Origin of the sequence: Hungatella sp. SL.1.14, assembly GCF_024460495.1 — a bacterium.
Classification (GTDB): domain Bacteria; phylum Bacillota; class Clostridia; order Lachnospirales; family Lachnospiraceae; genus Hungatella; species Hungatella hathewayi.
Window position 1 is genome coordinate 1 of sequence record NZ_JANFYJ010000034.1, and the last position, 21,034, is coordinate 21,034.

The following is a 21,034-nucleotide window of genomic DNA, read 5'->3' on the forward strand; positions in this document are numbered from 1 at the left end:
GGCCTCCTGTATGTCCTCGCAGTTACGATAATAATATTTCCCAAAGAGATTATACTGGCTTTTCGGTACTTTGAGTTCCTGCTGTACTTTCAGCAACTTCTCATACACATTCATTACACGGCTATCGCCCATTACACATCTTTCCTCTCAAAATACAGTCCCAGACTGTTGAGCGCAGTTTCCAGTTCTTCCAGTTCCGATTCAGTACCGAGAACCGTATATATAACTTTTTTTGCTTCCGGTGCAACCGGCCAGACTCCGGCAAGTGATTCATCAACAGATTTCAACTCATCTACCGTCTCCCGGCGCGTCTCTTCTCTGATCTGCTGTTCCTGAGCTACCCGCTCACGTTCCTCACGGCGGATTCTCTCGATTTCAAGATCACGTTTTTTCTCTTCCTCTCTGCGGAGGATTTCGAGACGCTGGGATTCGTAATTGTTGATATATCTAACAGCGTTCGCAAGACTCAGGTCACGCTTGTACATTTCAAGCGCCTTCGGAACCACTTCGGAATCCATATTTTTAATGGTTGTAACCTCTTCGTATGACTTGCCGATCACCTCGATCATAGCCTTTTTAACCGCTGGTAATTTGACAGATGCATTTTCCCATTTTGGATCATAAATCTTTTCCAGGGGAAGGTATTCCAGCATCTCCCCGATCACGCTGTCATATAACGCCTGGATATCTGTCTTTCTCTTTGCCACCCTGACAGCTTCCATTTCCTTAAGCTGGCTGTCGATGAGATTGACCGGCTTGTCTACGATTTCAAGCAGCCCATCAACCCGTACCTTAAAGGCTTCATATGGCTTCATCCACTCTGCCTTAACCTGCTTCCGGCTGTCTTCGATCTCTTTTCTCAGCTTCCGGAGGTTCGCAAGCTCACCCTTCGCCGTGGTTCTCGATTCCTCGGTAAACACAGCGCCTTCATACTCGGAAAGCTTCTCCCGCAAGCCCTTTTCCAGTTCTTCAAAATTAACTTTTATAATTCCATTGGTCTGTGCGACCTCAAATTTTAATCCCTGCATAATAGCATATCCTCCATCTTCATTTCGTACTGGTTCCCGTTCAGCCGTATCCGTTCCGTGATCCTGTGCCGCTGCTCTGCTTTCCGCTGGCACTCGTCACACCTTCGGCCTTCTACGGGGTCGAGATAGCAACCACACTGGTCACACCGATATCTCATTTTTCTCACCCTCTTGATTTTCTGTGGCCCGTATGGTATCATGGGCCTGTAAAGTTTTTTCGTATTTGCCGCTGTGAGTTCGCACCTCACGCGGCTTTTTCCTTGCTTTTCCGTTTCCCCAGCCGTACGGGTTAAGCCCGGCCGCCGCAGCGGCTCTGTATGTACCGTTCTTTCTCTTGCTCATCCCACACCTCAAATCTGTGCCAGTGCACGGCACCCAATAATATTACCGCCCTCATCCCTCACCATCTCATCAACTATGTATAAGTCCTTGCGATCCGGCGCGGCCTGTGCAGTCAGTACAGATACAATGTAGGCAATTCCCGCTTTTGGATTCGGAAGATTGACCACCTTGCGTACCCTGTCTTAGATACCGGGATACCGCCGATGTCTCCGATCCGCTCCCGTGTCTGTTCCGCTCTGGCGATACCGGAAGAAGGAATTGTCAATATGACATTGTCGTCCTTGTCTAATATGGTAATTGCGTGTGGTGTCAGATTGATAAGCTCGGTATCGAGGAGACTCTCCAAATATCCGATCAACTCGTCCAGCCCCGTACCACCATCGTTTGTGAGTACGTCCATATAGTCGAGGCATCTAATCATGTCTGACGGAAAGCTTGATTCAGAATGAGCAAAAAATGTTATCCTAGCGTCTTCAACATCAAAGAAAAGGTATGCTCCGTCGGTGTCTCCGTCCGTATCATAGTCGTCATCGGCCTCGAGCAGTGTCTTAAAAATAGTCTGCTTGTCCCTCTTCCGCAGATCCGAAAAGTCCTTCGCGTCATCGGCCTGCATGATTTCCTTTGTTGCCTTCGCCCATTCCAGTACTCTGTTAATAGTCTCTTTCTTCATCTTTTTTCTCCTTTATTTTGTTAAAATAATAATTGCCATCAGTGCCACAATCACCACAGCCTCGACCTGCGCCGCCGTCCGGTAACTCCTACGGCCCTCGTACGCCTCGTGAAACATACGATTCCAATATCTGGCGCTAAATCCTGCAAAGTAGTTTTTCATATCCATTATCCTGCCTCCTGTTTTCCACGGCTTTTCTTCCACTCTTCGAACTCCCTCATATTATCCGGATTTTCAAAATATATCTTGATAATCTCACCGAGTGATCTTGCCATTGGATTTGTAGTGCTTTCCGGTATCTGTTCTATATTCACTTTAATCATTGTTATCGCATCCTTTCATTCCCCATATATTGCCATTTGGTTACAGATCTCCTATAATCTAAGTACAGGCGTTGCAGCGCCGAGTACAAAAGAGAGGGGATATTTGTATGGAAATAGATAAATTGGTTTCTTCACTTATCTGGACTACTTTGGATAAGAAAATCAATTGGGCTGAATCGTTATATGCACCACACCCATGCGTTGACTGCAACAGTTTTTCTTTTGAAACGCCGAACAAAAGAGTGATTATCTCAAAATGTTTTAATACTAATCCAATTTTTGATGATAATGCTGAAGCAGAATACTTTATATCAATAATGCCACTAAATTCTGAAAAAACAGATAATGCGTACACTTGTGAACAACTTGCAGAATTGTTTGATATCGTCACTGATTCAATGAAGCCAGATAAAGATATTGAAGAAATTATAAACTATCTAAATAATCTATAATCTCTTTGATATCATTTTTCTCTTCATCAGTTAATGGGCGACTACACTCTAATTTTCTACTCGTAATCTTCTCGTTTTTTTTCGGACCCTGATCCATTTTGCTATCAACTATTTTTGTGGTAACAGGAATATCCGTATTTTCTATTCGGGAAAGACCGCATTCAGTTCTTTTTTCAGCGATTGTGGTCTTTCCAGAATCGACATCGTCACAGTTTACAAACATCGTCTTCACCTCCTTTTCTTTTATGTAGTGTGTAGGCTTCGTATAAACTCACTAATTCACGATAGCAGGATTGATCTTTTAGTAAGTGCCAATCACTAGCAAATACACATATACGTATCTCTTTCATGCATATCTCGTTGTCTGCATAATAAGAAATTTCATGTATACCATTATCCCTTTACTGTCTATGTTGTTGCATATAAATACCTCCGTATAAACAGTTGTGGTAATTCTATCCAATCCGTTTATTGTATTTTTTTGTCATATCTCCTATAATCTAAGTACAGGCCATGCAGGGACAAGTACAAATGTGGAGGCTAACTATGGATAAACTTCAGGAGCATATCGTTCAGAATTGGCTTACATATTACAAGCAATAACGAAATTACTGAAACAAATAATGGAAAGCTGGGGTACCTGGACATAAAGTCAAGTTTATATCCCGGGTTTTCTTTTTTGAAGTTTCGTCGTTGCTCTTTAGATAGTGGTCTTTCAGGTACTACAACTATTCTGTGCTTCATCTCTATTCTCACCTCCTCGATTATCAACGTGCGCCGATCAGTTTGTTTTTTGCATAAGAAAATCTCTTGCGGTTTGAACCTGTCCATCGAAACGGCACTGCAATGTTTCTGGGAGTTCGTCCCAATGTTCAGCAATATAACGTAACTGCTCAAGACGTTTTTGCTCCTTAGTTTCTAGTACTCCTCTATGATCTTTCATATAGCTTCACCCCTTTCTTGTTGTTGTTAGCACTATTATAAGTCTTGTTAACACTCTTGTCAATACTTTTTTTGTTGTTGTTAGCACTTTTTGTTGACGTTAGCACATTTTTGTATTATAATAAAAGACATAAGAGAGGTGGTGTGAAAATGAAAGACAGAATAAAACAATTAAGAAAAGCGTTAGAATTAACCCAACAAGAATTTGCTGATAGAATAGGAATAAAGAGAAACTCGTTTGCCAATTATGAAACAGGACGCAATACGCCTATAGATGCAATAATCGTTTCCATGTGTAGAGAGTTTAATGTTAACGAGGAATGGTTACGAACCGGAGACGGCGAGATGTTTAATAAGTTGGATTCTATGGACATTACATATAATCATTTTGGGTATTTAATGGGAAATGGAACAGCACAAAAAAAAGCGGTGTTATCCGCTTTAGTCGAAATGGTTTATAGTGTGCCTGATGATAAATGGGATTATATTTTTAATCAGTTCGAAGGCTGCTTAAAAGAAGCCAGGGGAAGCAATGAATCTAGGGAGGATTAGAATTTCCTCCCCAATACCCCCATTGCTAACTGGTATATGCGTCTAGCAGAAATATTATCAAGTGTATCTACTAATTCATGTAACATTTTTTTATAGTCCATAAGAATCATAAATATGTACCTCCCTTTCCGAGAACATATGCCGTATGTATGTACTATACATATATTATAGCATATAGTCATTAAATTTGTGCATTTTATGCAAAATAATATATGGAAAAATCTGGCAATTGCCATTATTTTCCAATTAGTTGCAAATAAATCGCAAATATTCAAAGCGCCATGTATCAAACGCTCGGGAAAGGAAGCATGATACATTGTGGGATAACGCAATCGAACGTTTGTTCCTTTTATTCTATAAAAATTATATAACTATTAGGGCTAAAAATCAACCCCAAAAAAGAACATTTGTTCTATTGATAAATTATTTAGGAGGGAAATATAATGTCATATTATAGTGCTTATGATGTGAGTAAAAAAAGTCATTTTAAAACAGGAGTTCTCTGCCTAATTGGAGGCATAATAGGCATGCATCGGTTTTACATGGAAAAAGTATGGACAGGCCTTGCCATGGCTGCAATGTTAGTTGTAGGACTATGCCTCGTTCCAATTAATCTGACATGGGCTGGTATTGCATTTGGTGCTGATTTTTTGATGTTAGGTGTAGACTTCTTTTGCATTTGTCAAAACTTTGTGGAAGATGCAGATGGAAAAAAAATATCTCCAGATAATTTGAACAAGGATAAGGAACCTCTTTTTAATATGCTCTTAATGATAACATTTTCGGTATATAGCACTTTGTTATGTTACATATCTTATTATTTATTTATATTAACAGCGGTATTTACAGTTATTGCACTTATCTTTTTGATTATGGAGTTGAAATATATTAAAAATAACTGATTACATAAAGCCCCCTGTGCTGGTAACACAGAGGGCAAAAAGTAATATACCGGCAAGGCGCCGATACGATATAAAAGTGCACTTCTATTGTATCATTTCGCGACTTGTCTGTAAAGAAATACACAACATTTAAAGGAGGAAATGATACAGTGAACGCAGTAATATACGCACGCTACAGCGCCGGACCCGGCCAGAATGAACAATCCATCGAAGGGCAGTTAAGAGACTGCCGTGACTATGCCAAAAAGAACGATATCACCATCATAGATACTTACATAGACCGCCATATATCAGGTACAGACTTTGAAAACCGCACCGAGTTCAACCGACTTATTAAGGACTGCGAGCGCCATCAGTTTTCGGCTGTGATTGTATGGAAAGTGGATCGCTTTGGCAGGAACCGCGAGGAGATCGCCATGAACAAAGTCAAAATGAAAAAACATGGCGTGAAGCTGCTCTATGCGAAAGAGCATATTCCGAATGGCCCTGAGGGGATTATACTAGAATCACTGCTGGAAGGCATGGCTGAATATTACTCTGCGGAATTGTCGCAAAAGGTTAGACGTGGGCTGAGAGAGTCCATGCTTAAAGGACACGCACTGGGAGGTAATCTGATGCTTGGATATAAGATAATTAATAAGAAATATGTTGTAGATCCAGTAACATCTCCTATCGTTGTTGAGATTTTTGAGCGGTATGCTGCCGGAGAGACAGCAAAGGCCATAGCTACCGACCTTAATACCCGTGGTGTAGTTAATGCCAAGGGAGATCCCTTTAAAAATAATACCATATACTTTATTCTGCGGAATGAAAAATATATAGGCATATACCGTTACGGCGATATTGTTGTTAATGATGTGATACACCCCATTATAAATATGGAGTTGTGGGGGAAAGTCCAAATGATACTTGAAATGAATTCCCGCAACCGATCCAGGAGCCGATGCACTGCTCCGGAGGAGTTCCTTCTCACTGGAAAGATTTTTTGCGAATATTGCAAGCGGCCGATCATCGGGGAATCTGGGACAAGCCGGAATGGAGCAAGCCACTATTACTATAAGTGCTCTTCCAGGAAAAACAAGGGAGTAAAATGTGAAAAATCTACAGTCCGTAAAACTGATCTGGAGAATTTTATTATCTCTCAGACTATTGATAACGTGCTTCAGCCAGATACCATTGATTATCTGGCTAAAAAGGTTGTCGAAATTCAGAACTCGGATGCACAGGAATTACAGATGCAGTCACTCAGAAAGCAGCTCTCAGACGTACAGAAAGGCTTAAATAACCTTGTTAATGCTGTAGAGATGGGAATTATCACTGAGACAACGAAAGAGCGTATGATGGCCTTAGAAGAGCGTAAGGAAGAACTCAAAATCTGTATCGCCAAGGCAGAAATCAAACGCCCGAAACTCACAGAGGAGATGGTAGAGTACTGGCTCAATAAATTTAGAGATCAGGACGTTGACAGCACAGAGTTTAAGATACGGCTGATTAATACCTTTGTCAACTCAATTTATCTTCACAATGACTATGCTATCATTGTGTATAACTTCTGTGATGATGAGAGCGGACATCGTGCGGAAATCAGAGCTCAGCTTGATGATGCGTTAAGAGCAAAAAAAGAGGATCAAACGTGTTCGTCTGATCCTACTCAAGTGCCGGCGACCGGAATCGAACCGGTACGGGCGATTAGGCCCGCAGGATTTTAAGTCCTGTGCGTCTGCCAGTTCCGCCACGCCGGCATATGGATGGTGGTGGATTCGAACCACCGAAGCAATTTGCAGCAGATTTACAGTCTGTCCCCTTTGGCCACTCGGGAAACCATCCAGATTGCTTTGACAAGCAGTGATTATTTTATCACAGAGAACGTGAAAAATCAAGTAGTTTTCATCCGCTATCCCACATTTTTTCGTGCATTTTCTCCCAGCCCGTCATTTCGCCCGGCCCGGCGCTTTAATCTCTGCCGGACCAGTTTCATCCTACACCCGGTCCGTTGCAAGGAGTATGGCACTGTTGGCGGGCATAAAAACAGACACCTGGCCGTCTGCCACCTCATAGCTAATTTTCCCTACGTTGTATCCCGTCTCGTACGTCAGCATATGGCGTACCAGCGTATCGCCATCCGCCAGGCCCAGCTGCCATACAGGAAGCTGTACATCACGCTCTGCAGCCCGGTTATTGACTATCACGGCACAGACACTGTCTCCGCAGAAACGGCCGTACGCGATCAGCTGCCTTCCGGCCAGCAGCTGTTTTAAGGAACCGCGTCTCAGCGCTGCAATCCGGTGGTGAAGTCCCGTCATATATTTATGAAATTCAATCAGTTCCAGATTCTCATTGCCCCACGGATACGTTCTCCGGTTATCCGGATCCGTCCAGCCGCAGACTCCGGCCTCATCGCCATAGTAGATGGTAGGCGCTCCCGGCCAGGTCATCTGTATCAACACCGCCTCACGGAATACGCCGTAGTTGACGCCCTCGGAAGCTGCCTTCGCACCCTTCGTACTGATCCGTCCCACTGTCCGGTTCGTCCTCGTCAAAAATCGGGAGTGGTCATGATTTGACAGTTCGTTCATGGCCACCATCACTGAATTTGTCATCATACGGCTCATATGGTAATTCATGGAGCGAAAAAAGCTTTCTCCATCCCCGTAAAGACTGGGATTGCTCTCATCGCTGTGTTTCTCCATCCCTGTCAGGAACCAGGTCACAGGCTCCATAAATGCATCATAGTTCATCACGGTATCCCACTGGTCCCCTGCAAGCCAGCTGGAAGGATCTCCATAATGCTCGGCCAGCACGATCGCCTTGGGATTGGCCTCCTTTACCGCACTTCGGAAATCCCGCCAGAACTTGTGGTTGTATTCGCTGCTGTGCCCTAAATCAGCAGCTACATCAAGCCTCCAGCCGTCCACATTGTACGGCGGAGACACCCACTTACGGGCGATATTCATGATATATTCATACAGCTTCGGAGATTCCTCATAGTTCAGCTTCGGCAGTGTGGAATGGCCCCACCAGCCGTCATAGGAATCATTGCAGGGCCATGCATCATCTTTGTAAAATTTAAAAAACGTGTGGTACGGACTATCCTCCGACACATACGCCCCGGCTTCATAGTCGCCGGACATCTGATAAAGAAGCTCCCCGTCCAGCCATTTGTTAAAGGATCCGCAGTGGTTAAACACGCCATCCAGGATAATCTTCATCCCGCGGCGGTGAACCTCCTCTACAAACCGCGCAAAAAACGCGTCACTGGCCTCTAAATTCTCCTTCGCCGTGCTTCTCACCATATACTTGGTTGCCTGACGATTATCGGTGGCTCCGCTCTTTAAGGGTTCTCCGCCGTCCTTTACTATAACTCCGTAGTGCGGATCGATATGGTCGTAATCCTGACAGTCATACTTGTGGTTCGATGGCGACACGAAAATCGGGTTAAAATAGATGACATCCACACCCAGATTCTGGATATAATCCAGCTTATCCCATACTCCCTGCAAATCTCCGCCATAAAAACAGCCCACGTCCATCTGACTGGGATACCTGCTCCAATCCGATACGTGTTCCACATTCTGGTCAATATAAAAATACTCATTATCCACAACGTCGTTGGCCGGATCACCGTTGCAGAACCGGTCCACATAGATCTGATACATGACGGCGCCCTTGGCCCAGTCCGGAGTGCTGAACCCGGGAGCAATCCGGAAATGGAAGCTCTCCTGATTATCCATCGTCGCACCCAGCCGGTTGTAGTAACAGACCTCACTTCCTTTTACCACTTTAAAGCTATAGCTGAGTTTATCACTGCCAACTGTAATTTTATATTCATAGTAATCAAACTGGCCATCGGAGTCCGTCTTCTCCATAACGGCCTCTTTCAGGCTGCTGCCATCCTCTATATAACACACATAATCCACATTATTCCTGGCTGTTCGAAATCGTAAGTATACGTCGTCTCCGGCCTCGGGTTCTGTGGGAAATCGGAAATTTTCTGTCTCGTCGGTAAATAACGCCTCTCTGTTTAACGCCTCTGCCTGGAAGCACATATATTTATCCTTCCCTTTCTCAATTTACTCCTGTATCTATTTTATCTGATCAGGCCTGAATATACAACCCCGCAGGCTCTTAGTTTCTTCATTTTTTCATGCCCGTTCCCATGTTTTCTTCCAACCTTTTCAGTATTCCCGGCTATGGGCATAAAAAACGGTCAGCGGGGGAGCTGACCGTTTTTCGGAGAAGGTATTTCGTTTCTTATGGGGTGTAGCAAAAACTATATAATGTATTGGGGGGGGTTTACGATTATTAATATAGCATGCTTTCAGAAATAAGTGTGCACAAACATCATTTTTTTCATTCCTGTTTTTTAGTCATTTTTGATTTCTCCCCGTTTTACAGACAAAAAAATGCAGATACCAAGCGCCAATCTTAGGCATTTTACCGGGCATCTGCAAAATTCTGTTAAACAGGATCCATCTCTTAACCTTTAGATCTCCACAGGAAACAGGCTCTCAAACTCCTGCTGGCCGATCTTCTCTTTCTCAATTAAAAGCCTGGAGCACGCATGGAGTACCTCTTCATGCTTCATAATAATATCCTTTGCCTTGGTGTAGCAGTCGTCGATGATGCGCTTCACTTCGCTGTCAATCGCATTGGCCACCTCATTACCGTAGCTCTTGGTATGGGCCAGATCGCGGCCGATGAAAACCTCGTCTCCATCGTTATCATAGTTAATCATGCCTACACGGTCTGACATACCGTACTGTGTCACCATGGAACGGGCGGTCGCCGTCGCCTGCTTAATATCCTGGGAAGCCCCGGTAGTGATATCGCCGAAGACCAGTTCTTCCGCGATTCTGCCGCCTAAGTCCACCATGATATCCTGCAGCATCTTTCCCTTCGTGTTAAACATCCGGTCGCTCTCCGGCAGAGGCATGGTATACCCCGCCGCTCCGATACCCGTAGGGATAATGGAAATGGTGTGTACCGGTCCTTCATCCGGAAGTAAATGGAACAGGATTGCATGGCCAGCCTCGTGATAGGCAGTGATCTTTTTCTCCTTCTCGGAGATGACCTTGCTCTTCTTTTCCGCGCCGATCCCAACCTTGACAAATGCCTTGTTGATGTCGGCCTGGCTGATAAACTTCTTGTTGTCGCGGGCCGCATTGATGGCCGCCTCATTCATCAGATTCTCCAGATCGGCCCCTGTAAATCCTGCCGTAGTCTGAGCCACACGTTTTAAGTCCACATCCTCTCCCAGTGGTTTTTCCTTGGAATGGACCATCAAAATCTCTTCTCTTCCCTTAACATCAGGCGTGCCTACTCCCACCTTCCGGTCAAAACGGCCCGGACGCAGGATCGCAGGATCTAAGATATCCACGCGGTTGGTAGCCGCCATAACGATAATGCCTTCATTGACTCCAAATCCATCCATCTCTACCAGAAGCTGGTTTAAGGTCTGCTCCCTCTCATCGTGGCCGCCGCCCATACCGGTACCTCTCCGGCGGGCCACAGCGTCGATCTCATCGATAAAAATGATACAGGGCGCGTGTTTCTTGCCTTCTTCAAATAAATCACGGACTCTCGATGCGCCGACACCGACGAACATCTCTACGAAATCAGAACCTGAAATAGAGAAAAACGGAACACCCGCTTCCCCTGCCACCGCCTTTGCAAGCAGTGTCTTACCGGTTCCCGGAGGGCCCACAAGCAGAATCCCCTTGGGGATACGCGCTCCGACACTGGTGTATTTCTGCGGATTCTTTAAGAAGTCCACCACCTCGGCCAGTTCTTCCTTCTCTTCTTCCAGACCGGCTACCTTTCCAAAATTAACCTTATTGGTATCCTTGGCCATATGGGCCCGGCTGCGTCCGAAGTTCATCATCTTCGCGTTGGCGCTGCCCGCTCCCGCCCTGGCGTTCATCAGCATGAACATACCGACGAGAACCACGGCAGTCAGGATAATCGGAAGAACGATGGTCAGGAAATAATTCTCCTGAGGGACATTCTCCGTTGTATAGACGATTCCATTCCTGTCCAGCAGCTCCTGTGCTGCAATCACATCCGGAACATTCACGACTTTTGCCTGTTCTGTTGATCCGTCACTGATAATCAGCACGACCTGACCGGTAGGCGTCTGCTGGTTCTGCTTAACAGTGGCTGCGACTACGCTGCCATCCTCGATGGCCTTCATATATTCCTGGTTACTGATCTTCTCATTCTGCCTTGGAAACATGCTTGCTACGATCAGCATGATCACAAGAATCAGAACGAGACCTAACCCTCTAAATGGTTGCTGTTGTTTCAACGGGCTGCCTCCTTATTGCTGTTCTATTACTCCGATATACGGCAAATTCCTGTATTTCTGGTCATAATCAAGACCGTATCCCACGATGAACTGATCCGGTACGGTAAAGCAGGTGTATTTCACCGTAACCTGTTTCTTCACACGGCGTTCCGGTTTATCGAGCAGCGTGCACAGTTCAATGCTTTTCGGGTTTCTCTGCTTCAGGACCTCAATCAGATAAGAAAGCGTATTGCCGGAATCGATGATGTCTTCTACGATCAATACGTCCTTTCCTTCAATCGGTTCATCCAAATCCTTTACGATCTTAACAATTCCGCTGGATACAGTGCCTGCGCCATAGCTGGATACAGACATGAAATCCAGAGTCAGGGGCAGGCTGATCCTCTTGGACAGCTCGCAGGTGAAGAATACGCCTCCCTTTAAGATGCAGATCAGATGAAGGGGTCTGCCTTCGTAATCTCTGCTGATTTCATCGCCGATTTCCCTGATTCTCTTTGCTACTTCTTCTTCTGATAACAATACACGTATCTTATCATTCATCATTTTTTCCTCCGCCTATTTGTATTTGCAGTACCGTATGAGTATCGTCTGTAATTTTATAATATTCGCTGATCCGGTATCCGATGATCCAGAGAATGTGTGATCCGTCGGCCGCCAGCAGAATCTTATCGCGTTCTTCCTTCGGAATCTTTTCATCGATCATGAACGATTTGACTGTCTTTCTGCCGCCGCCGGCGAGTGTGATATAGTCTCCGGTTTCCCGATACCTCACAGAGAGCGTACTATTGATTTTATCATAATCAAACCATTTCGTATACCCGTTTTTGGGAATTTCCTGCCCTTTTTTGTAAGGAAATGTCGTTATAACGGGCGTTATTCCAGTTTCTTTGCCGCCGTTTTGAGAAAAAATCGTTTTTCCCTCTTTTTTAATCTGCAGTTCTCCATACGTCCGTAAGGCACAGCCTCCATCCGGCAGCTGAATCCGCCGTCCCACAGGCTTAAACAGAAGCTTCTCAGCCGCCTCCACGTGCACAGACGTAATATCCTTCAATGACTGATACGTCTCTCCAATCATCTGCCGGATGACGTACTGCCTGACAATGGAATCTTCCTGTTTCAGGATTTCTGCAGCAATTCCCACGGAACAAATGCCGCCCTCAGCCGTTTTCTCCCGAATACCGTGCTTCTCCAGAATCTGCTTTGCTGCCTCCTCAAAATAAGCATCCGCTGCCGCTGCCGTCTTCGCTGCCTGCAGAATATTGGAGACCGCCCCTTCATTAATCCGTTTCCTGACCGCCGGAATAATCTCATGGCGCAGACGGTTTCTGATGTAATCGGTCCCGCTGTTTGTAGAGTCCTCACAATATGATATCTCTTTTTCTTCCAGATATGCAAGAATCTCTTTTCTTGTGACGGAAAGCAAAGGGCGGATTATGGTATCCCGCACCGGCTTCATCCCGCCAATCCCCTTTAAGCCGCTTCCGCGAAACAGATTATAGAGCACCGTCTCTGCCTGATCATCCGCGTGGTGAGCTACGGCGATCTTCGACGCATGATGCGCAAGGCGCTGTTCCTCCAGGATCCGGTAACGCAGGTGCCTTCCTGCTTCCTCCTCTGACATTCCATTTACACGGGCGTATTCCGCCACATTTGCGTGCACACAAACAAAAGGCACTCCCAGATTCTCTGACAGTTCCTGTGCGTATGCGCTGTCACGGTCCGCCTCTTCTCCTCTTAATCCGTGGTGGACATGGACCGCGAAAAGCTCTATGTTCAGTTCGTTCTTCAGTTCATGAAGAATCATCAGAAGGCTCACGGAATCCGCTCCTCCGGACAGACCGATGATGACGCGGTCGCCGGGGACCAGCATATGGTTCTCCCCTATGAATTCCCTGATACTCTCCAGTATTTTTCTGTGCATGGATACACCGCCTTTGTAAATTTTTCCCGGTATAGTTATAAATATACCATAAAGAGGATAATCGTGAAAGTCCGACTCGAAATGTCTTCCTGAAATTTAAAAAGAATGCGGCAGGTACCGGAATAAAGAATTCAGAAGGCACAGCCTCTGCGCCTTCTGAATTCTTAATCTGATACCTGTCCGCACAGCTTCGGCTCCTGCCAGCGCTTTACAGGACGGGTCTGCTGTCACCGGTCCCAGATACCGGCTGTCAGTACGGTCATATCATCGCCTACAAATTCATGGAAGGAACGGGCAAAGAGAAGAATCCGGTCAGCCATGTCCTGAGGATTTTTTACAGGCATTCCGGCTATGAATTCCAGAAGCGACAGCTCCTTGTCCTCCCCGGGAAGAGCATCGAGGACGCCATCGCTGACCATGATGATCCGGTTGTCATCCCACAGTTTTTTGGATAGAAGAATCGGTTCTACCGGATTTAAGATGCCCATGGGCACCTCTCCGGCCTCCAGGAGCTCCACTCCGGTAGGTGTCAGTATATAGGTGGCCGCGGCTCCCAGCTTCATGGCTTCCAGAATTCCGGTATGTAAGTCAATGCAGGCCAGGTCAAGGGTTGCCGGATGCTGGACATTGCCGGTCAGCAGAAGAACCGTATTGACCAGTTTTAAGGCGGCCCGCGCAGAAAAACCGGTTTCCAGAAGTCTCTCTGTCAATTCTATGACCTGACGGCTCTCCTCTTCTGCGATTTCACCGCTTCCCATACCGTCGGAAAGACTCATAATGACCTGGCCCGGCATAATCTGGCTGAAGCTGTAGTTGTCTCCTGATACGGATTCTCCTGTCTTTATGGCCCGGGCCGCGCCGTAGACCATACGGTAACGGCCCTTTTCCACAAAGCGGATGGTGGCCGGCTGCTTCGTGATTAAGTTTCGGCCGTCGTGGGCGACACACCATTCATTTTCGTCCATGGCTTCCTCCAGAAGCTCCGCCGCCTCTTTCGCGGTCACGCAGCGTCCGTTTCCGGTCCGCATGGTGAGAAAGGCTTCTTTCTGGTGATTTTCATACTCCAGAATCAGCATTTTCTCGATTACGATGTGGCGGCGCCTGAATACTTTCTCTACGGCGTCAGCTTTCTCCGGGGTAATGTCCACCGCCTTTTCCATCTGGTGGGAAAATTCCTCCAGGATGACGGCAAGCTCCTTAAACTGTATGATCACCGCATCCCGGCTTTCCAGAAAACGGTTCTTCCAGGCTAAATTCATCGTTGCTTTTCCGAGACTGCGGTTCAGCTGGTCGACATACTCCTCCCGGCGTTTGCAGGTCTCAAGAAACATGCGGGGCATGTCCCCGTAATCCAGATTTCCCTTTTGCTCAAACGAGCGAATCAGATAATACAGATAGTAGTTGTTTTCCTGTTCCTGGCTGGAATAGATATTGCACTTGTTGCAGCCTGCGCATACCATGGCTGCGGCTGTCTGCATCGCCGCAATCCCATCTTCCTTCGTAAGTCCCTGTCCGGCGGACAATTCATCTGTACATGCTCTGGCCAGTTCCCCGAGAGAGCCTGCCATGTCATTTAATCTCTTCGCTGTATATACATTCACATCAGCCATATCGTGATGCTCCGCCTTACGTCTGAACACAAAAATTCCCTCCTGCCTGTTTTTATGCATACTGTTCCTAACGCACATTATATACAGGTTGGAGGGAAATATTTGTCAAATCTTAACACCCTGTCCCAAAAATATTACGACAGAATTCATTCTTTTTTTTTCGGTTTCAGCAGAATCTCGTCAGGGTTCACCAGTCCCAGCTTCTGCTTCGCCACCTCTTCTATGTACTGCTTCGTCTGGACATAGATCCGGTACTCTTCCAGCTCCTTCGAGCGTTCCAGTTCCTTGTCCCTCTGAGCGGTTAAATTCTCCTCACGTATCTGGTATTCCAGTTCCTTGTCCTTTAAGGAGGCGCCCTTGACCGTCACGATAACAGCCAGGCTGAATACCACGAAAGTGATACCAATCAGAGCCATACGGTTGCCCCATTTATCTTTTCGTCTTCTCCTAGATTTTCCAAAACTACTCATTCTTTTCATCACCAGCTATTCTATCGTTGCCGTTTTCTTCTGCGGCGGAAACACTTGTCTAGCTTCATTCTAAGATATTTCCACGTATTTTTCAAGAACTTTAGAAAAAACCTGCTGATCAGCCGGTCGTACAAAAACATTCCGGTAAAGACACCTGCGATGACGTATCCTCTTAAGCCTCCGTCATTCTGTTCATACAGCAGGGAGAAGGTCACCAGACTCGCATACACCCAGTATACCATGTCCTCCACGCCCATAATGACGGGAAGGTGAGGAATGAAGATGCGGAGGATTCTTAAAAAATCGTACGTCATCATAAGCCCTGCGCCCGTGGCAAAGCTGTAGAGCAGAAGTCTCACCTCATATAGAATATGGACGCTCATAGGACTCCTTTAGGCTCATTATTTGAATAATCTGGTAAACAGGGATTCCCCTGACTTTCTTAACGCCTCGTTGGAGGAATAGTTTAAACTGTCGATGGTACCGTCTAAATCCACCTCTCCTTTTTCCAGGGTCAGCCTGCTGACATGCAAGTCCTTCCCCTTGACAGTAAGAAGCCCCAGATCTGTATCAAGCACCACCTGATTCTCATCGAACGACACGACCTCCCGGATTCCCGTAACGGTTCCGGCCCCTCTGTTTTCCAGTGTAAGCTTATGCGGGCGGATATTCATCTTCTCTTCCATTAAAAAACCTCCTAATATACCTGTCTAAAGTATATTAGGAGGCGCGCCTCTTTATTCCTGTTAAATATAGCGATAAAGCTCTTTCGCTTCATCCTTTTTTACAGTCTCCGCCACATCCAGGACTTCCACCTTCACGGAGCTTGTCCCGAAATGAATTTCGATGATATCGCCTTCCTTAACATTTAAGGAGGCCTTCGCCGGTTTATCATTCACGACCACGCGGCCCGCATCGCAGGCTTCGTTGGCCACGGTTCTTCTCTTGATGAGCCGGGAAACCTTTAGGAATTTGTCAAGTCTCATGAATTATGCGTTCACCATATCCTTTAATGCCTTGCCAGCTTTGAACTTCGGTGTCTTGGAGGCCGGGATGTTCATCACTTCGCCGCTCTTCGGATTTCTTCCTTCTCTTGCTGCTCTTTCAGAAACTTCAAATGTACCAAAACCAACTAACTGGATTTTTCCGCCGTTAACTAATTCTTCAGATACTACATCTGTGAAAGCCTTAACTGCCTTCTCTGCATCCTTCTTGGACAGTTCTGCCTTCTCTGCTACTGCTGCGATTAATTCTGTTTTGTTCATTGATATCTTCCTCCTAGAATGTAGTATTTAACTACGATTTTTCTCGTTAATACGATACTATATCATTTATAGCTGTTTCTCCTGTTTTTGTCAAGGTTTTTTACGCCTATTTCTTTCCCATCTTCTCCCGGCATTTTATCTCATTCCACAATTCCAGACTTTCCTCTGGCGTAGCCGCTTTTGCATCACCAAATACATGCGGATGACGCCTCACCATCTTCTCGCAGATACCGTTTACCACATCAGCCACTGTGAACGCACCGTTTTCCTCCGCGATCCGGCTGTGTATCAATACCTGGAACAGCACATCTCCCAATTCCTCACAGAGATTTTCCATGTCCTGATTGTCAATGGCCGCCAGTACCTCTTCACTCTCTTCTTTCAGGCATGGTTTCAGACTCTCATGGGTCTGCTTCCTGTCCCACGGACAACCGTGCTCCGAGCGGAGTTCCGCCGTAATTCTTACCAGATCCTCAAATGAATACATAGATATCCCCCTTTTAACAAAAATCCGGGCCGGATGGGCTGCTGCACCATCCGGCCCGGGAACGATTTTCTCTACCAGAAAATTATACGCTTTTTTGTCAGAAAACACAAGCAAATGCCTGTTCCAGATCTTCAATAATATCATCCACATGCTCCGTTCCGATGGAGAGGCGAATGGTCTCCGGCGTGATACCGCTTGCCGCCAGTTCCTGCTCCGTCATCTGGGCGTGTGTGGTGCTGGCCGGATGGATTACCAGCGATTTGACGTCCGCCACATTGGCCAGCAGGGAAAATATCTTCAGGTGATCGATCAATTCCATTGCCTTCTCTGCTCCGCCCTCTATCTCAAAGGTGAAGATGGATCCGGCGCCTTCCGGAAAATACCGGTTGTAGAGTTCATGGTACGGACTCCCGGGGAGTGATGGATGGTTGACTTTCTTTACGTGGGGATTGGCGTTTAAATACTCCACAACCCGGAGGGCATTAAAAACGTGGCGTTCCACACGCAGGGACAGCGTTTCCAATCCCTGGAGCAGTAAAAAAGCATGCAGCGGCGCCAGTGTGGCTCCTGTGTCCCGCAGAAGTACTGCACGGATTTTCGTCACAAGAGCTGCCGGTCCGGCTGCTTTCGTAAAACTGACGCCATGGTAGCTGGGATTCGGCTCCACGAGCCCGGGGAATTTGCCGGATGCCTCCCAGTCGAAGCTTCCGCCTTCCACGATAACGCCTCCCAGCGCAGTACCGTGACCGCCCATAAATTTGGTTGCAGAATGTACCACGATATCAGCCCCATGCTCCAGCGGGCGGAAAAGATACGGGGTAGCAAAGGTATTATCCACAATCAGGGGAACTTTATGGGCATGAGCCACGGCGGCCACGGCTTCCATATCGATGATGCTGGAATTGGGGTTTCCCAGCGTTTCGATAAAGACGGCCTTTGTATTGGGGCGGATGGCCCGCTCAAACGCCCCGGGTTCGTCAGGATCAACAAAGGAAGCCGTCACACCGAATTCCGGAAGTGTGTGTGCAAGAAGATTATAGGTGCCTCCATAGATGGTGGAAGCTGCCACAATATGGTCGCCTTCCCTGGCAAGCGCCTGAAACGTATAAGTGATCGCTGCCGCTCCGCTGGCCACCGCCAGCGCCGCACTGCCTCCCTCTAAAGCTGCAACCCGCTGTTCCAGCACCTCCTCTGTCGGATTCGTCAGACGTCCGTAGATATTGCCTGCCGCCGAAAGACTGAAGCGGTCCGCCGCCTCTTTGCAGTTTTTAAATACGTACGATGTGGTCTGATAGATCGGAACCGCTCTGGCCCCTGTGGCCGGATCCGGTTCCTCCTGGCCGGCGTGGATCTGTAATGTTTCAAATCTTAACCCTTTTCTCTCTGACATATGCCTCCATCCTTTCCCCGTTCCTCATGCGGAACACGTTCGATTCATAGTATTCATATCTCTTTGCTATGTATTGCGTGTTATTGTACAGGAGACGGCATCGTCTGTCAATCTTTTTTTGAATATTTTTCCAATAAAACGGTATCCATATTACTTCATTTCCCTTATAATCAGAAGCATAAACAGGAGGAACAACACGATGAAACAATGGAACTTTTATTTTTCCGGAATTCTTTACGGTATCATCCGCGATCAGAACGGGGATGGAAAGGAACTGTATCACCGGACGCTGGATGTATTCACCAACACCTTTCACCCGGAGGAACCGCTTCACAACGATGATTTTTATGAAGTTCTGTGCCGTCGGAAACTGCGGGACTTCTTCGAATCACTTCCGGAGTATGAGATTCATGCCAAAGCAGGCGAAGAACGTTTTACGACCGCAGGCGGACAGGTCTTCACCCGCCGTTTAAGCGGTCACGGCGCTTCTGCCAGTGACTCTTACATTCAAAGGGAGGTCAAATTCCCTCTGGATTTGTATCTTTCAGACGGAAAGGTTTACGCAGTGCAGATGGCCGGGCGGGATTATACCGGTGTCCTGGTATTAAACGGGATGGAGGAACAGACGATCTTAAAAGAATGGACGGCTGATCCGGTCTGCGCGGTCCATTTTGCCGGTACTTACATGGTCCCGACGGCCGACGGCGAACAGCTGGCTACAGACGTCTATCTTCCCGCCACGACGGCTGACGGGCTCCAGCCGGAACCCACCCGCGGCTTCTCCGGGTCCTCCCCCCGGGTACCGGCGGTCCTGATCCGGACTCCCTACGGAAAGCACGACGGTGTCGAACAGTACTACCGGTTTGTTCAGCGCGGCTACGCGGTTGTCGTTCAGGATGTCCGAGGCCGGGAAGACAGCACCGGAGAGTGGATGCCGAATTACCATGAAGTTGAAGATGGAAGCGATACGCTGGACTGGATCGCGGACCAGCCGTGGAGCGATGGAAACGTTGGCATGACCGGCGGTTCCTACCTCGGATACGTTCAGTGGGCCGCGGCTGCCAGCGGCAATCCCCATCTGAAAGCCATGTTGAGCAGCGTCTGTGCGGGAAGTCCCTTTATCGATCTTCCCAGACGGGGCGGCTGCTTCACCTCCGGCTCCATGGCCTGGAACTTCGCCATGTCAGAAAAGCGGTTCCGTGAAGACCGCATGGTTCGCAGTGACTGGGAGGAGGTTTTAAAGCTGCGGCCTGTCAGAGACATGGCCAGAAAGGCACTTGGCATCGATGTTCCATTTTTAAATGAGTGGCTGAACCATCCCGACTACGATGATTTCTGGAGGAAGGCAAACTGGAGAGAGCGCAGCTGCGGTCATGTCGTTCCCGCCCTCGTCATGTCGGGCTGGTTTGACGACAACGGGATGGGAACGACCGAGGCCCTGGAACTGATCGATGCATTTTACCCCGCCGGAACGTACAAGGTTGTCCTCGGTCCCTGGAAACACAGCGGTAACGCCAATTACGACATTCACGGCATCTTTATGGGAGAACATGCGCTGCGGTACGATATGGATCTTCTGTGTTTTGCCTGGCTGGATCATTTTCTGAAGAATGAAGAGAATGGCATCGAGACAGGCGCACCTGTAGAATATTATACACTGGGTGATAACTGCTGGAAGCACGGGAAACACTGGCCTCTGCCGGAAGCAGTCTCCACCGTCTGGTATCTGGACCGGGAGGCTCTTACATTATGTAAACCCGCAATTCAGGAATCCGATTCCTACGACTATGATCCGGAATCTCCAGCTGCTCACATCATTGATGTTTCGGAAAATGAACTGGAGGTTCCGGAAGACTACACCGAGGAAGAAAAACGCAGTGATATCCTTTGTTACACTACGCCGGTGCTGGACCACGATTTAACCGTGACCGGAGACATCACTGCTGTCCTCTGCCTTTCATCCGACTGCCCCGACACCGATCTGTTTGTGCGGATTACGGATGTGGATGAAGCCGGAACCTCCATCAAGCTGGCAGATGGCGTCATCGATGTAAAATACAGAAACAGCTTTGAAAAACCGGAATTCATGGAACCGGGGCAAGTCTATGAAGTGCGCATTCGGACCACGAAGCTGTCCAACACATTTAAAGCCGGCCACCGGATGCGTTTTACCGTTACTTCCAGTGCAAAAAATTTCATGTTTCCAAACAGCAATACAGAAAACGGGTTCGACAGCGAAGTAAACCGAGTCGCCCACAACACCATATACCGCGGCGGAGCTCTGGCCTCCCACATCCTTGTGCCCGTGGAAAAAGATGTTTAATCCCCATATTTTCTCAATAGCAGCGGGAGCTTCCGCCATTTCTGACGATTTCC

General features: G+C 47.2%; 25 protein-coding genes, 2 tRNA genes and 1 pseudogene. 5 read left to right on the forward strand and 23 right to left on the reverse strand.

What is annotated here, in order from left to right; translation table 11 throughout:
• The 7 genes from NE473_RS26440 to NE473_RS26470 all read right to left on the reverse strand — a co-directional run.
• Positions 1-132, reverse strand: a 132-nt coding sequence (locus NE473_RS26440; protein WP_349769252.1) for an ERF family protein, incomplete at its 3' end; no start/stop codon positions are given.
• Entirely contained in the window at positions 132-1,028 is an 897-nt protein-coding gene (locus NE473_RS26445) for a DUF1351 domain-containing protein (RefSeq protein ID WP_070102843.1), read from the reverse strand. The genes NE473_RS26445 and NE473_RS26440, both read right to left, overlap by 1 nt.
• Positions 1,016-1,186 carry a hypothetical protein gene (locus NE473_RS26450; protein WP_172682295.1) on the reverse strand — a complete coding sequence of 57 codons (171 nt, stop codon included), beginning with the start codon at positions 1,184-1,186 and terminating at the stop codon, positions 1,016-1,018. Before NE473_RS26450 ends, NE473_RS26445 begins: the two co-directional genes overlap by 13 nt.
• The gene (locus NE473_RS26455) at positions 1,170-1,370 is read right to left on the reverse strand and encodes a hypothetical protein (RefSeq protein WP_055651865.1); all 201 of its coding nucleotides are present in this window, start codon (positions 1,368-1,370) and stop codon (positions 1,170-1,172) included. The genes NE473_RS26450 and NE473_RS26455 overlap by 17 nt, the downstream gene beginning before the upstream one ends.
• A gap of 112 nt (positions 1,371-1,482) precedes the next feature.
• Positions 1,483-2,040, reverse strand: coding sequence for a hypothetical protein (locus tag NE473_RS26460; protein WP_055651864.1), 558 nt, complete (start codon positions 2,038-2,040; stop codon positions 1,483-1,485).
• A 12-nt stretch (positions 2,041-2,052) separates the two neighbouring features.
• On the reverse strand, positions 2,053-2,208 hold the full coding sequence (locus tag NE473_RS26465; protein ID WP_155521624.1) for a hypothetical protein: 156 nt from the start codon (positions 2,206-2,208) through the stop codon (positions 2,053-2,055).
• Positions 2,208-2,363, reverse strand: a complete 156-nt coding sequence (locus NE473_RS26470; protein WP_155521623.1) for a hypothetical protein — start codon at positions 2,361-2,363, stop codon at positions 2,208-2,210. The genes NE473_RS26465 and NE473_RS26470 overlap by 1 nt, the downstream gene beginning before the upstream one ends.
• 107 nt (positions 2,364-2,470) lie before the next feature.
• Between NE473_RS26470 and NE473_RS26475 the strand changes: the two genes are divergently transcribed.
• Complete coding sequence (locus NE473_RS26475) at positions 2,471-2,815, forward strand: hypothetical protein (RefSeq protein WP_055651863.1); 345 nt, start codon at positions 2,471-2,473, stop codon at positions 2,813-2,815.
• Here the strand turns inward: NE473_RS26475 and NE473_RS26480 are convergent.
• Both NE473_RS26480 and NE473_RS26485 read right to left on the reverse strand, forming a co-directional pair.
• Positions 2,790-3,038, reverse strand: a complete 249-nt coding sequence (locus tag NE473_RS26480; RefSeq protein WP_055651862.1) for a hypothetical protein — start codon at positions 3,036-3,038, stop codon at positions 2,790-2,792. The genes NE473_RS26475 and NE473_RS26480 overlap by 26 nt on opposite strands.
• Before the next feature lie 558 nt (positions 3,039-3,596).
• On the reverse strand, positions 3,597-3,758 hold the full coding sequence (locus NE473_RS26485) for a hypothetical protein (protein ID WP_155521622.1): 162 nt from the start codon (positions 3,756-3,758) through the stop codon (positions 3,597-3,599).
• 149 nt (positions 3,759-3,907) lie between these two features.
• On the opposite strand from NE473_RS26485, the gene NE473_RS26490 reads away from it, so the two are divergent.
• From NE473_RS26490 to NE473_RS33240, 3 genes and pseudogenes are all read left to right on the forward strand, one after another.
• A complete protein-coding gene (locus NE473_RS26490) occupies positions 3,908-4,309 on the forward strand; it encodes a helix-turn-helix domain-containing protein (RefSeq protein ID WP_055651860.1) in 402 nt (133 codons plus the stop codon).
• 443 nt (positions 4,310-4,752) lie between these two features.
• Entirely contained in the window at positions 4,753-5,211 is a 459-nt protein-coding gene (locus NE473_RS26495) for an NINE protein (protein WP_055651859.1), read from the forward strand.
• A gap of 149 nt (positions 5,212-5,360) precedes the next feature.
• Positions 5,361-6,341, forward strand: a pseudogene (locus NE473_RS33240) (recombinase family protein); the annotation flags it as partial.
• A 526-nt stretch (positions 6,342-6,867) separates the two neighbouring features.
• On the opposite strand, the gene NE473_RS26500 reads toward NE473_RS33240, so the two are convergent.
• The 14 genes from NE473_RS26500 to NE473_RS26565 all read right to left on the reverse strand — a co-directional run bounded on the left by NE473_RS26500 (position 6,868) and on the right by NE473_RS26565 (position 18,658).
• Positions 6,868-6,953: transfer RNA gene (locus NE473_RS26500), tRNA-Leu, on the reverse strand.
• A gap of 3 nt (positions 6,954-6,956) precedes the next feature.
• Positions 6,957-7,038 (reverse strand) — tRNA-Tyr (locus NE473_RS26505).
• Between the two features lie 152 nt (positions 7,039-7,190).
• Complete coding sequence (locus tag NE473_RS26510; RefSeq protein WP_055651857.1) at positions 7,191-9,257, reverse strand: glycoside hydrolase family 13 protein; 2,067 nt, start codon at positions 9,255-9,257, stop codon at positions 7,191-7,193.
• 437 nt (positions 9,258-9,694) lie between these two features.
• Positions 9,695-11,515 (reverse strand): ATP-dependent zinc metalloprotease FtsH, encoded by a 1,821-nt coding sequence (ftsH, locus tag NE473_RS26515; protein ID WP_006771431.1) that lies wholly within the window; start codon positions 11,513-11,515, stop codon positions 9,695-9,697.
• Between the two features lie 12 nt (positions 11,516-11,527).
• Positions 11,528-12,055: a hypoxanthine phosphoribosyltransferase gene (gene hpt / locus NE473_RS26520; protein WP_039890643.1), complete on the reverse strand. Its 528-nt coding sequence runs from the start codon at positions 12,053-12,055 to the stop codon at positions 11,528-11,530.
• A complete protein-coding gene (gene tilS, locus NE473_RS26525; RefSeq protein WP_055651855.1) occupies positions 12,048-13,436 on the reverse strand; it encodes a tRNA lysidine(34) synthetase TilS in 1,389 nt (462 codons plus the stop codon). The genes hpt and tilS overlap by 8 nt, the downstream gene beginning before the upstream one ends.
• 227 nt (positions 13,437-13,663) lie before the next feature.
• Positions 13,664-15,076, reverse strand: a complete 1,413-nt coding sequence (locus tag NE473_RS26530; RefSeq protein ID WP_039890659.1) for a SpoIIE family protein phosphatase — start codon at positions 15,074-15,076, stop codon at positions 13,664-13,666.
• A gap of 116 nt (positions 15,077-15,192) precedes the next feature.
• Positions 15,193-15,516, reverse strand: coding sequence for a septum formation initiator (locus tag NE473_RS26535; protein ID WP_039890642.1), 324 nt, complete (start codon positions 15,514-15,516; stop codon positions 15,193-15,195).
• A gap of 20 nt (positions 15,517-15,536) precedes the next feature.
• Complete coding sequence (gene yabQ / locus NE473_RS26540) at positions 15,537-15,899, reverse strand: spore cortex biosynthesis protein YabQ (RefSeq protein WP_006771426.1); 363 nt, start codon at positions 15,897-15,899, stop codon at positions 15,537-15,539.
• Positions 15,900-15,917: 18 nt separating this feature from the next.
• A complete protein-coding gene (yabP, locus tag NE473_RS26545) occupies positions 15,918-16,202 on the reverse strand; it encodes a sporulation protein YabP (protein ID WP_002605177.1) in 285 nt (94 codons plus the stop codon).
• A gap of 60 nt (positions 16,203-16,262) precedes the next feature.
• Positions 16,263-16,502: an RNA-binding S4 domain-containing protein gene (locus tag NE473_RS26550; RefSeq protein ID WP_002605178.1), complete on the reverse strand. Its 240-nt coding sequence runs from the start codon at positions 16,500-16,502 to the stop codon at positions 16,263-16,265.
• Between the two features lie 3 nt (positions 16,503-16,505).
• The gene (gene hbs, locus NE473_RS26555) at positions 16,506-16,781 is read right to left on the reverse strand and encodes a non-specific DNA-binding protein Hbs (RefSeq protein ID WP_002605179.1); all 276 of its coding nucleotides are present in this window, start codon (positions 16,779-16,781) and stop codon (positions 16,506-16,508) included.
• Between the two features lie 106 nt (positions 16,782-16,887).
• Positions 16,888-17,268 (reverse strand): MazG family protein, encoded by a 381-nt coding sequence (locus tag NE473_RS26560; RefSeq protein ID WP_055651878.1) that lies wholly within the window; start codon positions 17,266-17,268, stop codon positions 16,888-16,890.
• Positions 17,269-17,365: 97 nt separating this feature from the next.
• The gene (locus tag NE473_RS26565; RefSeq protein ID WP_039890639.1) at positions 17,366-18,658 is read right to left on the reverse strand and encodes an O-acetylhomoserine aminocarboxypropyltransferase/cysteine synthase family protein; all 1,293 of its coding nucleotides are present in this window, start codon (positions 18,656-18,658) and stop codon (positions 17,366-17,368) included.
• Positions 18,659-18,857: 199 nt separating this feature from the next.
• Between NE473_RS26565 and NE473_RS26570 the strand changes: the two genes are divergently transcribed.
• Positions 18,858-20,981, forward strand: coding sequence for a CocE/NonD family hydrolase (locus NE473_RS26570; protein WP_055651854.1), 2,124 nt, complete (start codon positions 18,858-18,860; stop codon positions 20,979-20,981).
• Positions 20,982-21,034: the final 53 nt, after the last annotated feature.

Excerpts from the sequence above, each read along its gene's own strand:
- NE473_RS26445 (WP_070102843.1), bottom strand. The coding sequence starts at position 1,028 with ATGCAGGGATTAAAATTTGAGGTCGCACAGACCAATGGAATTATAAAA.
- NE473_RS26450 (WP_172682295.1), bottom strand. The coding sequence starts at position 1,186 with ATGAGATATCGGTGTGACCAGTGTGGTTGCTATCTCGACCCCGTAGAA.
- NE473_RS26455 (WP_055651865.1), bottom strand. The coding sequence starts at position 1,370 with ATGAGCAAGAGAAAGAACGGTACATACAGAGCCGCTGCGGCGGCCGGG.
- NE473_RS26460 (WP_055651864.1), bottom strand. The coding sequence starts at position 2,040 with ATGAAGAAAGAGACTATTAACAGAGTACTGGAATGGGCGAAGGCAACA.
- NE473_RS26465 (WP_155521624.1), bottom strand. The coding sequence starts at position 2,208 with ATGGATATGAAAAACTACTTTGCAGGATTTAGCGCCAGATATTGGAAT.
- NE473_RS26470 (WP_155521623.1), bottom strand. The coding sequence starts at position 2,363 with ATGATTAAAGTGAATATAGAACAGATACCGGAAAGCACTACAAATCCA.
- NE473_RS26475 (WP_055651863.1), top strand. The coding sequence starts at position 2,471 with ATGGAAATAGATAAATTGGTTTCTTCACTTATCTGGACTACTTTGGAT.
- NE473_RS26480 (WP_055651862.1), bottom strand. The coding sequence starts at position 3,038 with ATGTTTGTAAACTGTGACGATGTCGATTCTGGAAAGACCACAATCGCT.
- NE473_RS26485 (WP_155521622.1), bottom strand. The coding sequence starts at position 3,758 with ATGAAAGATCATAGAGGAGTACTAGAAACTAAGGAGCAAAAACGTCTT.
- NE473_RS26490 (WP_055651860.1), top strand. The coding sequence starts at position 3,908 with ATGAAAGACAGAATAAAACAATTAAGAAAAGCGTTAGAATTAACCCAA.
- NE473_RS26495 (WP_055651859.1), top strand. The coding sequence starts at position 4,753 with ATGTCATATTATAGTGCTTATGATGTGAGTAAAAAAAGTCATTTTAAA.
- NE473_RS26510 (WP_055651857.1), bottom strand. The coding sequence starts at position 9,257 with ATGTGCTTCCAGGCAGAGGCGTTAAACAGAGAGGCGTTATTTACCGAC.
- hpt (WP_039890643.1), bottom strand. The coding sequence starts at position 12,055 with ATGAATGATAAGATACGTGTATTGTTATCAGAAGAAGAAGTAGCAAAG.
- tilS (WP_055651855.1), bottom strand. The coding sequence starts at position 13,436 with ATGCACAGAAAAATACTGGAGAGTATCAGGGAATTCATAGGGGAGAAC.
- NE473_RS26535 (WP_039890642.1), bottom strand. The coding sequence starts at position 15,516 with ATGAGTAGTTTTGGAAAATCTAGGAGAAGACGAAAAGATAAATGGGGC.
- yabQ (WP_006771426.1), bottom strand. The coding sequence starts at position 15,899 with ATGAGCGTCCATATTCTATATGAGGTGAGACTTCTGCTCTACAGCTTT.
- yabP (WP_002605177.1), bottom strand. The coding sequence starts at position 16,202 with ATGGAAGAGAAGATGAATATCCGCCCGCATAAGCTTACACTGGAAAAC.
- NE473_RS26550 (WP_002605178.1), bottom strand. The coding sequence starts at position 16,502 with ATGAGACTTGACAAATTCCTAAAGGTTTCCCGGCTCATCAAGAGAAGA.
- hbs (WP_002605179.1), bottom strand. The coding sequence starts at position 16,781 with ATGAACAAAACAGAATTAATCGCAGCAGTAGCAGAGAAGGCAGAACTG.
- NE473_RS26560 (WP_055651878.1), bottom strand. The coding sequence starts at position 17,268 with ATGTATTCATTTGAGGATCTGGTAAGAATTACGGCGGAACTCCGCTCG.
- NE473_RS26565 (WP_039890639.1), bottom strand. The coding sequence starts at position 18,658 with ATGTCAGAGAGAAAAGGGTTAAGATTTGAAACATTACAGATCCACGCC.
- NE473_RS26570 (WP_055651854.1), top strand. The coding sequence starts at position 18,858 with ATGAAACAATGGAACTTTTATTTTTCCGGAATTCTTTACGGTATCATC.